At 61.9% G+C, this 13049-nt stretch carries 16 protein-coding genes; 11 read left to right on the top strand and 5 right to left on the bottom strand.

What is annotated here, in order from left to right; translation table 11 throughout:
- Window positions 1-4 precede the first annotated feature (4 nt).
- From bufB to AC1D35_RS01355, 5 genes are all read left to right on the top strand, one after another.
- On the top strand, window positions 5-931 hold the full coding sequence (bufB, locus tag AC1D35_RS01375) for an MNIO family bufferin maturase (protein WP_477853698.1): 927 nt from the start codon (window positions 5-7) through the stop codon (window positions 929-931).
- Window positions 918-1739 carry an HvfC/BufC N-terminal domain-containing protein gene (locus tag AC1D35_RS01370; protein WP_113311082.1) on the top strand — a complete coding sequence of 274 codons (822 nt, stop codon included), beginning with the start codon at window positions 918-920 and terminating at the stop codon, window positions 1737-1739. The genes bufB and AC1D35_RS01370 overlap by 14 nt, the downstream gene beginning before the upstream one ends.
- Window position 1740: 1 nt before the next feature.
- Window positions 1741-2271, top strand: a complete 531-nt coding sequence (locus AC1D35_RS01365; RefSeq protein ID WP_477938188.1) for a DoxX family protein — start codon at window positions 1741-1743, stop codon at window positions 2269-2271.
- A gap of 207 nt (window positions 2272-2478) precedes the next feature.
- Window positions 2479-3045, top strand: a complete 567-nt coding sequence (locus tag AC1D35_RS01360; RefSeq protein WP_113311083.1) for a sigma-70 family RNA polymerase sigma factor — start codon at window positions 2479-2481, stop codon at window positions 3043-3045.
- Window positions 3032-3667, top strand: coding sequence for an NrsF family protein (locus AC1D35_RS01355; RefSeq protein ID WP_477853693.1), 636 nt, complete (start codon window positions 3032-3034; stop codon window positions 3665-3667). The genes AC1D35_RS01360 and AC1D35_RS01355 overlap by 14 nt, the downstream gene beginning before the upstream one ends.
- A 234-nt stretch (window positions 3668-3901) precedes the next feature.
- Here AC1D35_RS01355 and AC1D35_RS01350 read toward each other — a convergent pair whose 3' ends face one another.
- Entirely contained in the window at window positions 3902-4132 is a 231-nt protein-coding gene (locus AC1D35_RS01350; RefSeq protein ID WP_113299298.1) for a hypothetical protein, read from the bottom strand.
- 134 nt (window positions 4133-4266) lie between these two features.
- Window positions 4267-4440, bottom strand: a complete 174-nt coding sequence (locus AC1D35_RS01345; RefSeq protein WP_477853691.1) for a hypothetical protein — start codon at window positions 4438-4440, stop codon at window positions 4267-4269.
- 205 nt (window positions 4441-4645) lie between these two features.
- On the opposite strand from AC1D35_RS01345, the gene AC1D35_RS01340 reads away from it, so the two are divergent.
- The 4 genes from AC1D35_RS01340 (at window position 4646) to AC1D35_RS01325 (ending at window position 8777) form a co-directional block, all read left to right on the top strand.
- The gene (locus AC1D35_RS01340; RefSeq protein ID WP_113311085.1) at window positions 4646-4846 is read left to right on the top strand and encodes a hypothetical protein; all 201 of its coding nucleotides are present in this window, start codon (window positions 4646-4648) and stop codon (window positions 4844-4846) included.
- A gap of 672 nt (window positions 4847-5518) precedes the next feature.
- Window positions 5519-5782: a DUF982 domain-containing protein gene (locus AC1D35_RS01335; RefSeq protein WP_113299301.1), complete on the top strand. Its 264-nt coding sequence runs from the start codon at window positions 5519-5521 to the stop codon at window positions 5780-5782.
- Window positions 5783-5905: 123 nt separating this feature from the next.
- Window positions 5906-7045 (top strand): hypothetical protein, encoded by a 1140-nt coding sequence (locus tag AC1D35_RS01330; protein ID WP_477853689.1) that lies wholly within the window; start codon window positions 5906-5908, stop codon window positions 7043-7045.
- A 247-nt stretch (window positions 7046-7292) separates the two neighbouring features.
- Window positions 7293-8777, top strand: a complete 1485-nt coding sequence (locus AC1D35_RS01325) for a DHA2 family efflux MFS transporter permease subunit (protein ID WP_477853687.1) — start codon at window positions 7293-7295, stop codon at window positions 8775-8777.
- Window positions 8778-8893: 116 nt separating this feature from the next.
- On the opposite strand, the gene AC1D35_RS01320 is transcribed toward AC1D35_RS01325, so the two are convergent.
- The gene (locus tag AC1D35_RS01320; protein WP_477938183.1) at window positions 8894-9760 is read right to left on the bottom strand and encodes an SDR family oxidoreductase; all 867 of its coding nucleotides are present in this window, start codon (window positions 9758-9760) and stop codon (window positions 8894-8896) included.
- Window positions 9761-9837: 77 nt separating this feature from the next.
- Window positions 9838-10494, bottom strand: coding sequence for an O-methyltransferase (locus AC1D35_RS01315; RefSeq protein WP_477853684.1), 657 nt, complete (start codon window positions 10492-10494; stop codon window positions 9838-9840).
- Between the two features lie 92 nt (window positions 10495-10586).
- Between AC1D35_RS01315 and AC1D35_RS01310 the strand changes: the two genes are divergently transcribed.
- Window positions 10587-11213: a TetR/AcrR family transcriptional regulator gene (locus tag AC1D35_RS01310; RefSeq protein ID WP_477938182.1), complete on the top strand. Its 627-nt coding sequence runs from the start codon at window positions 10587-10589 to the stop codon at window positions 11211-11213.
- 17 nt (window positions 11214-11230) lie between these two features.
- On the opposite strand, the gene AC1D35_RS01305 is transcribed toward AC1D35_RS01310, so the two are convergent.
- Window positions 11231-11989 (bottom strand): alpha/beta hydrolase family protein, encoded by a 759-nt coding sequence (locus AC1D35_RS01305; RefSeq protein WP_477938181.1) that lies wholly within the window; start codon window positions 11987-11989, stop codon window positions 11231-11233.
- 162 nt (window positions 11990-12151) lie between these two features.
- Here AC1D35_RS01305 and AC1D35_RS01300 point away from each other — a divergent pair, with 162 nt between their 5' ends.
- Window positions 12152-12805: a dihydrofolate reductase family protein gene (locus AC1D35_RS01300; protein ID WP_477938180.1), complete on the top strand. Its 654-nt coding sequence runs from the start codon at window positions 12152-12154 to the stop codon at window positions 12803-12805.
- The last annotated feature ends 244 nt before the right edge of the window (window positions 12806-13049 follow it).

Raw genomic sequence — 13049 nt, 5'->3', positions numbered from 1 at the left:
AAACATGGCCAACGTCACCGTGACGACCAACCTTCCCATGGCGACGGAAAGCCCCCTCCGCTTTCCGACACTTCCCGTAGCCGGCCAGGCCGGCACCAGCTTCAAGCCGGAGCATCTTGCAGCCATTGCCGCGGAGACCGGCCCGCAGGGCTTCTTCGAAATCCACGCCGAGAATTACATGGGCGCCGGCGGCCCGCCGCATCGCATACTGGAACGCGTGCGCCGCGACCACCCGGTCTCGCTGCATGGCGTCTGCATGTCGCTCGGCGGCCCGCAGCCGCTCGACCAGGAGCATTTGCAGCGCTTCAAGGCCCTCGTCGACCGTTACGAGCCGGCGCTGGTCTCCGAACATCTTGCCTGGTCGACGCATGTCGATACCTACCTGAACGACCTGCTGCCGCTGCCCTATACGGCTCGGACGCTTGCCCATGTCTGCGATCACGTCGATGAGATGCAGAATGCCATCGGCCGGCCGATCCTGCTGGAAAACCCCTCCACCTACGTGCTCTTTGCGGAATCGGCGATGAGCGAGACGGATTTCATTCGCGAGATATCGCGGCGCACCGGCTGCGGCCTGCTGCTCGACATCAACAATGTCTTCGTCTCCGCCACCAATCACGGCTTTTCGGCGCTGGAATATCTGCGCGACTTTCCGCTCGCCAAAGTCGGCGAGATCCACCTCGCCGGCCATGCCGAACAGGAGGATGACGAGGGCGAGCTTCTCTTGATCGACAGTCATGGCGGACCGGTCGCCGATGCCGTCTGGCAGCTCTATGAGATCGTCATTGCCAGATGCGGGCCGATCCCGACGCTCATCGAATGGGACAGCAGGATCCCCGACTGGCCGGTACTGCGCGCCGAAGCGCTGGCCGCGCAGGCAATCCTCGATCGGCACGCTCACGACCGGGAGACCTCCCATGCGCTCGGCTGACATAGTGCCCATGCGCCGGTGCACACCCGATTTCGCCGGCCAGTTCTCGGCCGCCCTGCTTTCCCCTGATGCCCCGGCGCCTGATCTGGTCACCGGCCCGCGCGGCAAGCGGGCGGAGAAACGCTACGATGTCTACCGCAACAATGTCGCCGTCAGCCTGATTGCGGCGCTGTCATCAATCTTTCCAGCGGTCGAGCGCATCACCGGGACGGATTTCTTCCGCGCCATGGCTCGCTTTCATGTGCGCGAAACACCGCCCGCCTCGCGGCTGCTCTTCGAATATGGCCGGGACTTCCCTGATTTCATCGACCACTACGAATATGCGGCCGACATGCCCTGGCTGTCGGATGTGGCGCGCATCGAGCGCGCCTGGCTGGATGCCTATCACGCCGCCGATGCACCGGCGCTGAGCGCCGCCGCGCTCGCGGCCGTGCCGCAGGAGGATCTGGGCGCGGTGACATTCCGGCCGCATCCGGCAACGCGGATGCTTTCATCGGTTCATCCCGCCGTCACCATTTTCGCCATGAACCGCGGCTCAGAACCGGTCGGCCGCGTCGAGGATCGCCCGGAAGACGGGCTGATCACGCGCATCGACGACGAGGTGACCGTGCGTCTTCTGCCGCCAGGCGGAGCCGCCTTTTTCAACGCGCTCCTATCGGGCGAATGCCTTGCGGCCGCCGTCGCGGCAGGCCTCGATGCCTGGCCTGCTTTCGATCTCTCTGCCGCCATCGGCGAGATGATTGAGGCCCATGCCTTTTCCAATATCAGAGCCTTTTCCGCTATCGAACTGGAGATTTCCGATGTCTGATATGCTTGACTCGCTTTCTCGCAATGGGCCTCATAACGGGCCTCGCAACGGCGCTCTCTCCCCGCTGGCGAGGCTTGTGGCGACGGCTGACGGACTTGTCCGAGCCGTCGCCCAGCCCGATCTTGTCCAGGCCGTCATCCGTCTGGCGCTCGCTGTTCCCTTCTGGCGCTCCGGCATTCTGAAATGGGATGGCTTCCTGCAGCTGAACGATACGGCGATCGATCTCTTCAGCCAGGAATTCATGCTGCACCTGCCGGGCGGGCCTTACCCCTTCCCGGCACCTGCCGTCATGGCCTTTCTCTCCGGCTGCGGCGAGATCATCTTCCCGACCCTGCTCGTGCTCGGCCTCGCCACCCGCTTTGCCGGTCTCGGCCTGCTCTTCATGACCTGCATCGTCGAACTGACAGTGCCCGATGGCTGGCCGATCCACATCACCTGGGCGGCGATGGCACTTGCCATAATGCGCTACGGGCCAGGCCGCCTGTCGCTCGACCATCTGATCGCGCGCATCGCAGGCGCTGCCCATCGCTGACCTGTCGATACGACCCTCCGCTCCAGCCAACCGCCCAGCTCTTCGAGCCGGGCGGCTTTTGCGCTTTGTTGCCGCACTGCTCTTGCCGATTGCCCGCCGATGCGCTCAATAGGCGCCGACGCCGGCTCTGCCTCACGTGCCGCGTCATCAAAATTTTCAGGATGACGGTAACAAACACGTGGCCCCGTGCGTAGAGGTGAGTAGCGGATGAAATATTCGGCCCGCGAAGAGGAATGGGCGGCCTGGATGCGCGCGGCAATGGCCGGCGACGCAACGGCCTATGACCGTTTCCTGAAGGCCGTCACACCCTACCTCCGGTCTATCGCGCGCAGGCGCTGCGACCAGTTCGGTGCCCCGCCGAGCGAGGTGGAGGACGTGGTGCAGGAAGTGCTGCTGGCAGTTCACCTGAAGCGCGCGACCTGGGATACATCCCGGCCGATCGGCCCGTGGCTGTCGACCATCGTGCGCAATAAGCTGATCGACAGCCTGCGCCGGCGTGGCCGCCATGTCAGCGTGCCGATCGAGGATGTGATGGAAACGCTGGAGGCCGACCATCAGGAAGACGGAGCCGATCGCATCGATGTCGACCGCATGCTGGACGGTCTGCGCGACCCGCAGCGCGAAATCGTCCGGTCGATCTCGCTCGGCGGCGCCGGTATCAGGGAAACGGCCGAGAGACTACAGATGACGGAAGGCGCCGTGCGAGTGGCGCTGCACAGGGCGCTCAAAGGATTGGCGGCCCTCTATCGGAGCAACACGCGTGAAAACGGATGACCTGATCAACATGCTGGCAAAGGATGCGCGCGTCCGCCTCCGCTTCGGCCGCGTCTTCCTGATCGCGCTCGTGATCGGCGTTGTGATCTCCGCCGTCCTGCTCATCTCGACCATCGGCATCCGCAGAAACATGGCCGACATGATCGAGACCCCGCGCGTTCTCTTCAAACTCGGCATCACCCTTCTGCTCGCCGTCACCGCCACACGCCTCGCCTTCCGGATCGGTAAACCGGGGCTCTCGCTACGCTCCGCGGCGATGGCGCTTGTGCTGCCACTGGCGGTCCTCGTCATCGGCATCGTCACCGAATTCTTCGTCGTGCCGCAGGCGGACTGGGGGAGCCGTATGGAGGGCCATTTCTCGGCCTTCTGCCTGTTCTTCGTGCCGACCCTTTCAATCGCCCCGCTTGCCGCCATCCTCTATTCGATCCGCCAGGGTGCTCCGGAAAATCCGGGCACGGCCGGCGCGGTGGCAGGCCTTGCCGCCGGCGGCATTGCAGCCGCCATCTATGCCTGGCACTGCCCCGACGACAGCCCGCTGTTTCTGGCGACATGGTATTCGATCGGCATCCTGGTCGCGACGGCAGCCGGCTTCCTGCTGGGCCGAAAGATCCTTCGCTGGTGACGGCGCGACTTCGACATCAGCCGAGCCAGCGAGACAGCCGCAGAAATAGTCATCAGCGCCGGGAACTTTTGGCGTCGACCTCAGTCTGGCATGCGGACTGTACTGCGCGCTTCATCTGATAGAACCATGCACCACAAGGCGCGTCGTGCGATCCGGCCTGTTATTTCCCAATAATTTGGCCCGCTTCGGCGGGCCTTTTTGTGCCTCGGCCGCCGGTAGCGATTGCGACACGCTTTAACGCGTCCGCTTTCCCGTCAGCGCCTGCCAGGCGAGCCGCAGCGTATCGAGGCGGGAGCGAATGCGCTCCTGTTGCGGGATGGCCAGCCGGTTGCGGAAATCGGCAAGCGCCTGGGCTTCAAGTCTGCTTCCCACTTTTTGCGGCAGATGCGGCACGGGTGCACCCGTCAGTCGGTCGATCACAGTCCAGTCGTCGTCGGTCCGACGCTCGATATCGTAGCGGTTCATAGCGGTCAGGATATCTCTGAATTAGAGGTGCGGAGGTCAAGAAAAGCGGCTTTCCCGTACACATGCAATCAGCAAAATGTGAGTGAACGTCAGAAAGTCCGTTCATGGTCAAAATTGCGTTGCCAAAGCCGTCGTCACGCGTTCGGTTTCGTGGTTCTCGTCTTGCCGAGACGCTTGCGAACCTTCGGGGGCCTGGCTTTCAGTTGAGCCTGCGCATACTTCAAATCCAGGAGCGGCAGGGGACGGGCATTGATCGCGGCAATCTCGGCCTCAAGCGCGGCCAGTCCCACCATGATCTCATCGAACATTCTTGCTTCCATATGCCCATCCTCCGCTGCGGCTCATTTCCAGCCGCTACGGTAGCATCCGATAAAATGGCAGGCCAATGCCACATTGGAGCTAGCCCGAATGAACCTCGATTGCCGTCTTTTCGCCATCGCCGCGACATGCATTCATAGCAATAGGGATTTAAGATGCCGCAAGCGTCGGAAAACCAGTCACTGGAGGATAACCATGCACGAGATGACCCCATCGGAAATGCTGAAAGATCCGCTGATCCGCCAGATGCTTCGCGCCGACAAGATCAGCCTGGCAGCCTTTGCCGCCCTGCTCGACGCTGCCGTCCGTCAGCACGCCCGTCCCTCAAACGACGGCACCTTTGCGACGTCGAGGATGTCGGACGCCTGGACCGTCGATGCCGCGGCCTTTATCTGATCGACCGTTTTTTTGCCGATGCCCGTCCGACTCCGGGCACCCCTGAGGCCCGCTCCAAGTGAGCGGGTCCTTTTTATTTGCGACGACGTGAGCCCCGGCTTACCTTCGCATTCCCCCTGGACCCCCGATTTGCTGGAATAGGTCGATGAAGGCGGCAGGCCCTCATGCACGCCTGCCGCCTCCCACCTCCGAGCGTCCGCCGCCCAGCGCTCAAGGAGGGAGGGCCACAATAGCCGGGCATTGTGGCCTTTAGGGGCAGTTGCCCGGAAGATATTCCCGGTGTCATCGGGCGGTAACATCACCCATCTGGAGCAGCCCGATCGCTTTCAGACATATGTCGTTGAAAGCGTTGGGGGAGATCGGACCGCGCCTGTGGATAAGCTGTGGAAACACTGTGGATCAGAGGCCGCATGCGGGCGCAGGTCCGGTGCCGGGCGTTGCCATTTCGTTCCAAATGCAGTCTTCTGATCAGGCCTGCCGTCGGCCTCCGCCGCACCTGAAGCCGACGCAGCCACAGGGCGCTCCGACATGAGTCGTGGAGCGCCCTTTCTTTTGCCGCGGCAAATAAGTCACGTGATCAACATTCACGYATTCCGCAACTCCGAATTTCATAATTCACGCGTATAGTGTGTTCGAGGGTCTCAATCTCCGTGCCTTGAGGGGTCGAGGACAATGAGCTGGAACACGTCATCGGCATTCGCGCCGGTCGGCTTGGTTTTGCGCGGTCGGGAGACGCACACTGTCGTGCGTACGCTCGGCGATGCCGCATACCTGCTGATCCGGGACTGGCCTTTCGATGATGGCGAGGAATATATGATCGCCGTCAAAGCCTGCATCGACGCCATCTGTGGAGACGTTGCCCCGGAACAATTCCGGGAGGCGTTTTTGCGCGCCGCAGACGAGGCTGGTATCGCCGCGTTGACCATCGTTCATTGATGGGCGTCCATTGATGGGCGTCCATTGAGGCAAAAGGCACAGACCGCATTGATTTTCTCGGAAAAACCGTCATCTGCTGCCGGCGGCGCGATGATGCGCGCAGGCTGAAACATCCGAGAAGCAATGAAGACAGCAGCAATCATCGGCGCAATCGCCTGCATGGCCCTCGCGGAGGTCGCAGTCGCGCAGTCGGATCTCAATGCCGCCCCGATCCAGCCGGATTACGTCGCCGTCATGCAGGCGCTCGACAAGGACGGCAAGCCGGTTGATCCGACTGTCACCATTATCCATCACGACGGCATGTTTCTGAGCGAGACGCTGCGCGACGACCGGGCCAGCATCGGCTTCGGACCGGACAGGGACAGCCCCGTCCTGCGCTGGAGCAGGCAGGCGGATGGCGAGGTGACCTTCCTGGAGCTTCTTCTTCTCTACCGCAAACCGGATACCGCGAAAGCCGAAACGCCTCAGGCGCTCGCCGAGGTTTCAAACGTCGCCGGCGAAAACTGCATGTGGCGCGAAACGGCGAGCAACCCGCCCTCATCAGGAACGTTCATTGCGCGCGAGCAGAACTGCATCACCGACGACGGCATTGTTATCGAAACAAAGCTGCTGACGCCGAACGACGCGCCGATCTATCACACCCGCCTCGCCAGACTGGACCGCCGCACCGTCGCTCCCGAAGAGATCTACCCGCCATCGGAGATCCTGACCCCGGAATTCTGGCTGAGACCGATCCGCAGCCACAGTACCGATCCTTCCCAGCCCGATTTCGACATCGCGCTGGAAAGCGTCGGCGGCTCGACGATCCGCTTGCTGCGGCATTATCCCTGGCACTTTTGGGAAAAGCGGGACCGTGGAGGCTCTGTTCGCATCAAGATCTGGAACATACTCGACGAGGCTCAGGGCATTTCCTATCAGCAGTCTGGCAGCTATCGCAGGCTCACGGCCGGACGTCCGGCAGCCGATGGCTCTGCCTCTCTCAAATTCGATGAGACAACCGGAAAGGTCTCGCTCGGCAAGAGCGAAACCATCCTCGGCGAGACCTGCGAATGGTTTGATCTGATGCCGGGAGTTGACGATGCCGGAAACAGCGAGTGCCTCACAGGCGACGGGCTGCCGCTCAAGCTTGATATCAGCGGGATGAATCTGGCTTTCCCTTACACGGCCACATCATTCCGCCGCCGCCCTGTCGCTCTCTCGGAGATGCGCTTGCCAGCCGAAGCATTTTCGCTGGAAGAATGGGGATTGCCCGCGGCGCAGTGATGCCGATGCGGGATGTCGTCTTTTACGTCGTGCCGCGGGATATCCCCTATTGCTGCGTTGTAAAAAGCCAACAAAGCAGCCTCTTCCCTCATAAACACACCCAATTTCCATGCGCCCGCTACAAATCGCCTTGCATCCCAGCGACAGCATAAAGACATAGGAAATACGCATACCCGGTGTCGCAATTAGCCCGGCACTTTCGTCTTAAGGCAGAACTCCTTCTTTCAGATATGGATATAGGAACGCCATGACCAGTGAACCCTTGCTTTCAGAGATCGAAGAACAGGCCGAATTGCCGGTCGAGGACCATAGCGCCCGCAACAGGCTGGTGATCGGCCTGCTGCTCGTCTCCGCCTTCGTGGTCATCCTCAACGAAACCATCATGGGTGTGGCGATCCCGCATCTGATGACGGATCTGAAGATTCCGGCGAGCTCCGCCCAGTGGCTGACCTCGGCCTTCATGCTGACCATGGCCGTCGTCATCCCCGTTACCGGCTATCTGCTGCAGCGGCTGAACACGCGGCCGGTCTTCATTCTCGCCATGTCGCTCTTTTCCGCCGGCACGCTGGTTTCCGCTCTCGCGCCCGGTTTCCAGGTACTGCTCATCGGCCGCATCGTCCAGGCATCCGGCACGGCGATCATGATGCCGCTCCTGATGACCACGATCATGAACCTCGTGCCACCGCATTCGCGCGGCAAGACGATGGGCAATATCTCGATCGTCATTTCAGTGGCGCCGGCGATCGGCCCGACGATATCAGGCCTCATCCTCTCCTCGCTCGACTGGCGCTGGCTCTTCCTGCTGGTGCTGCCGATCGCGCTGGCCGCCCTTGCCCTCGGCGCCTCGAAAATCGAGAACGTTACCGTCCCATCAAAGGCGCCGCTCGATATCCTTTCTGTCGTGCTCTCGGCGATCGGCTTCGGCAGTTTCGTCTTCGGCGTCAGCGAACTCGGTGCCCCCGAAGCCGGCGTGACACCTCTCGATCCCCGCGTGATGCTCGTCGCTGGCGCCGCCGTCATCGCCATCTTCATCTGGCGGCAGATCCATCTTCAGAAATACGAAAAGGCGCTGCTCGACCTGCGCACCCTGCAGACGACGACCTTCACCATTGCCGCGGGCATGATGGCGATCCTGATGATGTCGATGTTCGGCGTCTTTATCCTGCTGCCGATCTATCTGCTCTCGGTGCTCGGCCAGACGACACTCACGACCGGTCTGCTGCTTCTGCCCGGCGGGCTGATCATGGGCCTCTGTGCCCCCTTCGTCGGCCGCCTTTTCGACCGCTATGGGCCTGCCCGCCTCGTCATCCCCGGCGCCATACTGTTTAGCGGCGTGATGTGGAGCCTGACCTTCATCTCCACGACGACCCCGGTCTGGGTGGTGCTCGCCATCCACATCGTCCTCAGCATCGGCCTTGCCCTGATGTTCACGCCGCTCTTCACCGTCAGCCTCGGCTCCCTGCCGCCGAAACTCTATTCCCACGGCAGCGCCATCATCGGCACCACCCAGCAGGTCGCCGGTGCCGCCGGCACCACGCTCTACGTCGCCATCATGACCTGGCGCGCCGGCATCCTGACTCAAGGTGAGACAGATGCCGCTACGGCAACCGTCGGCGGCATGCAATCCGCCTTCTTCGTCGGCGCGCTGATTTCGCTGGCGGCCGTGGTGGCATCCTTTTACGTCCGCCGCCCGCCCGGCCAGCCTGAGGGGCAGCCGATGGGCGGCCACTGAAATCATTCACCGAAGCTGGAGCAATTCCGGCAAAATTGTCCGGCGGATTTGTGCCGGAAATTATGTGAAAACAAACAGATAGAGGGTTTCCTTAGTTCGGAGAAAACGGAAATCCTCTAGCGCGCGTAATAGCCGGGCTGATCGAGATCATCGATCAGGCCTCGGCACGTCGGCTGCCAGCCGAGCAACCAGCGTGTATGGGCGCTGGAGGCCGCCATGTTCGTCGCCGCCATATTGGCAAACCAGCCGAAATGTTCGCGGGGGCGAGACTCCACCGGCAGGCCGAGCTGGCGTCCGATCACCTCGGCGATCTCTCGGAACGGCACTGCCTCGTCGGCGACGGCATGATAGGCGGCTTCGGTCACCCCGCTTTCGAGCGCCAGCCGATAGAGGCGTGCGGCATCCAGCCGGTGCACGCCCGACCAGCAATTCCTTCCGTCATCCGGATAGGCGGATACGCCGGTCTCTCGGGCGATGCGCACGAGGATCGGGACGAAACCATAGTCACCGATACCGTGTACGCTCGGGGCAAGACGCACCGTGGCCGCGCGTATCCCCTGCCCGGCAAGTGTGCGGGCGGCAACTTCCGATTTGCGAGGAGATGCCGGGTTTGGCAGATCCGCTTCCGTTGCACCGAGCGGAAAGCCCAGCAGGCCTGATGTGACGATGAGCGGACGATCCGATCCGGCAAGCGCGCTTCCGAGCGCATGGATCGCGCGCTCGTCCTGTGCGGCATTGTCGAGAAACTTCGAGAAGTCATGGTTGAAGGCGGTATGGATCACTGCATCAGCCTTGGCGGCCGTCTCGCCGAGAAGGTCGAGATCATCCAGCGATCCCGGAACGAGTCTTGCGCCGATGACCGCAATGGCCTTGGCTTTTTCGATCGAACGGACAAGCCCGCTGACCTTGTGACCGGCGCGGACCAGTTCCTCGACGATGGCGGTGCCGACCCAGCCGGTCGCGCCCGTTACGAATATGTGCATTGCTGCGATCTCCATTGCGGGCACCCCATCGGGCAGCCCGTGTTGACGTTAGGGTGTTGTGCGGGAAGTAGTCGAAGTCAGGCCACGCGCATCGACAGCTCGATGTCGTCGGCAAACGGCGTGGACATGTATCCACCTGCGGGCGAACGGACATGATCCAGATATTGGGGGCAGTAATCGGCATCGTCGGCGATCACGAGCGCACCGGGCCGAAGCCGGCCTTCGACCAATGCCAGAACCTCAGGATAAAGCGACTTCGCTCCGTCAAGCAGAAGCAGGTCGATATTGTCAGGAAGATCGGTGCTCAATGTCTTGAGCGCATCGCCTTCCCGGATTTCGACGAGATCGGCAAGGCCGCCTTCGACGAGGTTCTGGCGAGCCCGCGCAACCTTCGAAACCTCGAATTCGCTGCTGATCAGCCGCCCGCCGCCATTGTCGCGGAGGGCCGCTGCAAGATAAAGCGTCGAAAGGCCGAAGGACGTACCGAACTCCACGATGGTCCTGGCATCGGTGCTGCGCGCCAGCATGTAGAGCAGCTCTCCCGTCTGGCGGGAAACCGGCAGCCACAGGTCCTTCATGCGTCCGTAGAAATCGAGATATTCGGTCTTGCTGTGCATGAGCCGTTCCCGCTCGTCGCGGGAGAGCGCAGCCATGGCCGGGCTGGTGGCTTTGTCGGCCTCGGCAAACAGTTGATCGAGAAGCGGCGCGAGCGGTGCGCTTGCGAGGGTGTTCATCAGAGAAATCCTTCATGTCGAGATGGCTTGCTTTCGAAATGAAAATACGAATAATCCGTCGCATTCGCTAATCGCATTTGCGGAACACCTCGATGGCCGATCGCCCAAGTCACGGAATTTCTTCGAGAAAATCGCCCAGACAGGCGCGCTCTAATGAGCTCGTAAACACCATTCTGCAAGCTGCTGTTCAGGTTTTGGCGCAGGAAGGCGCACAGCGTTTCACGACCGCCAGGGTGGCTGAAAGAGCCGGCGTCAGCGTCGGCTCGCTCTATCAATATTTCCCCAACAAGGCGGCCATCCTGTTCCGGCTCCAGAGCGACGAATGGCGGCAGACCTCCCATTTGCTGGGCGAAGTCTTGAACGACACCGCCCGCCCGCCCCTCGACCGGCTACGATCGCTCGTCCACACCTTCATTCGCTCAGAATGCGAGGAAGCCGCCGTCCGTGTGGCGCTGAACGACGCGGCACCTCTCTATCGCGACGCCCCCGAAGCCCAGGAGGCACGGCAGGCCGGCGACCCCATTGTCGAGCAGTTCATGCGGGAAGCGCTGCCCGATGCATCGGACGCAATCCGCACCATGGCCGGAGACCTGGTCACGACGACGATGAGCACGGTCGGAAAGGAATTTTCGGAAACAGCGCACAACGAGAGCGAGATCTCGGCCTTCGCAGACGCCATGGCCGACATGTTCTGCGCCTACCTCCGCAGCCTGGGCTGAGCGAGCCGCTCACCGGCTTAATGATATGTCACAACCGGATCGAACATCCTTTGCAGAAAGGAGCGCTGCGCCGCCTGCGCATATTCCCGGGGAATGTGGTGCCCGCATTCGAAGACGTGGAGCATGACCGGCACTCCGGCATCCGACAGCGCATCCGAGAACCGTTCGGCCTGGACAACGGGAGCACGCTCATCGAGCCTTCCGTGCAGCAGCAAGGTTTCCGCCCGGATTTTCGGTGCGTGATGCAGGGCCGAGCGGGCCAGGAAGGCTTCGCTCGACAGGCCCGCTTCCTGCTCGATCGCCCGCCGCAAACCTTCCCAACTGGCCTCATAGGCAGCTTTGAGATCGTAGATACCGCTGCGCAGAATGACGGCTCTGAGATCGGGAACCTGGGCTGCGACCATGGCCGAGGCGACCGCTCCCCGGCTGTTGCCATAGAGAAGGATGCGGCCAGGGTCGACGCAAGGCTGCTCCCGCAGGAAGGAGAGTGCGGCCATGATCGCCCGCTGGGTGTTCGGACCACAGAAATCCGCCGGTCCATCAGAAGCCCCGAAGCCCGGCTGCGAGACTGCCGCCGCGGTGATATTCAAACCGGCACAGAACCGGAGCAGCGTACCGGTATCGACGGCCTCTTTCGCGCCAATGAGACGGCCGCCCTGATTGCCGTGGACGAACAGGATGGCTCCTGCAGGCGTTTTGCTCTCAGGCTGAGCTTGAAAAAGCTCCACACTTGCCCCGTCGCCTCTGTCGATGAGATGTCGTGTCACATCAGGCATTTTCACCCTCGAGTTCCAGCAATAACGCGCAATGAAACTCGCATGTGCGGACAGGCAAGTCTCCTATAAATTTCTGCGGAATTTGTCGGTGCGATGTTCCCTTCTTCGTCCTTAGGCCGAGATCCGGCCCTACTAGCAGGATCACCAAGAGGAGAAGCATCCATGAGAAAGATCATCGCCTCGACATTCGTCAGCCTCGACGGTGTCATGCAGGCACCCGGCGGCCCTGAAGAGGATCCCGTCAACGGTTTCAGGTTCGGCGGCTGGGTATTCCACTGCTGGGACGACGCGCTGGGCGGCGTGATCGGCGTGCTCTTCGCAAAGCCCTTTGCGCTGCTGCTCGGCCGCAAGACCTACGACATCTTCGCCGCCTACTGGCCCTATCAGAAAGATTCGATCGCCGACGCCTTCAATCCCGCAACCAAATATGTCGCGACGCACCGGCCTGAAGCCCYCACCTGGCAGAATTCGCAGGCGCTCGGACCTGACGTCATCGCGGCACTACAAAAAATCAAGCAGGAGAACGGGCCGGACCTGCTGATCCAGGGATCGGGCAATCTCATCCAGACCCTGCTTGCCAACGACCTGATCGACGAAATGACGGTGCTGACCTTCCCGCTGCTTCTCGGCAAGGGCAAACGGCTGTTCGAGGGCGGCGGCGCGGCACCTGGCGCCCTCAAGCTCACGAGATCGGCGGTGTCGAGCACCGGCGTCATCGTCGCGACCTATGAGCGGAACGGCGAAGTCCAGGCAGGCTCGTTCGTGTCTGATCAACCGTCCGAGGCCGAGCTCGAACGCCGCCGGAACTGGCAATAGCCGTGCTGTCATGGTCGCCGCGGCCTCCGGCGGCGGGACCCAAGCTTATGCCGATTCCGCCGCCATCATAATGATGCCGCTGCCTGCCCGGTATCCAGGCCGCTCGGTGCTGCCGAAAAAGTGATTTCCTTCCAACGGCTTCTGTTCTCTATGGGCTTGCCAGAAACGCTCTACGCCCATCTTCTGCCCGAATGTTGGCGTTCTAGTCAGGCTTCACCCTGGACGGGCTGCCCATGCGGACTGA

The organism is Rhizobium sp. P1_E6 (assembly GCF_056405875.1).
Note: the sequence above shows the minus strand (reverse complement) of the source record. Positions and strands in the feature narration are given on the sequence as shown.

Coding starts and splice junctions, on each gene's coding strand:
- AC1D35_RS01310 (WP_477938182.1), top strand. CDS start 10,587: ATGGCCGATCGCCCAAGTCACGGAATTTCTTCGAGAAAATCGCCCAGA.
- AC1D35_RS01335 (WP_113299301.1), top strand. CDS start 5,519: ATGAGCTGGAACACGTCATCGGCATTCGCGCCGGTCGGCTTGGTTTTG.
- AC1D35_RS01345 (WP_477853691.1), bottom strand. CDS start 4,440: ATGTTCGATGAGATCATGGTGGGACTGGCCGCGCTTGAGGCCGAGATT.
- AC1D35_RS01350 (WP_113299298.1), bottom strand. CDS start 4,132: ATGAACCGCTACGATATCGAGCGTCGGACCGACGACGACTGGACTGTG.
- AC1D35_RS01330 (WP_477853689.1), top strand. CDS start 5,906: ATGAAGACAGCAGCAATCATCGGCGCAATCGCCTGCATGGCCCTCGCG.
- AC1D35_RS01325 (WP_477853687.1), top strand. CDS start 7,293: ATGACCAGTGAACCCTTGCTTTCAGAGATCGAAGAACAGGCCGAATTG.
- AC1D35_RS01320 (WP_477938183.1), bottom strand. CDS start 9,760: ATGCACATATTCGTAACGGGCGCGACCGGCTGGGTCGGCACCGCCATC.
- AC1D35_RS01360 (WP_113311083.1), top strand. CDS start 2,479: ATGAAATATTCGGCCCGCGAAGAGGAATGGGCGGCCTGGATGCGCGCG.
- AC1D35_RS01305 (WP_477938181.1), bottom strand. CDS start 11,989: ATGCCTGATGTGACACGACATCTCATCGACAGAGGCGACGGGGCAAGT.
- AC1D35_RS01365 (WP_477938188.1), top strand. CDS start 1,741: ATGCTTGACTCGCTTTCTCGCAATGGGCCTCATAACGGGCCTCGCAAC.
- AC1D35_RS01370 (WP_113311082.1), top strand. CDS start 918: ATGCGCTCGGCTGACATAGTGCCCATGCGCCGGTGCACACCCGATTTC.
- AC1D35_RS01315 (WP_477853684.1), bottom strand. CDS start 10,494: ATGAACACCCTCGCAAGCGCACCGCTCGCGCCGCTTCTCGATCAACTG.
- AC1D35_RS01340 (WP_113311085.1), top strand. CDS start 4,646: ATGCACGAGATGACCCCATCGGAAATGCTGAAAGATCCGCTGATCCGC.
- bufB (WP_477853698.1), top strand. CDS start 5: ATGGCCAACGTCACCGTGACGACCAACCTTCCCATGGCGACGGAAAGC.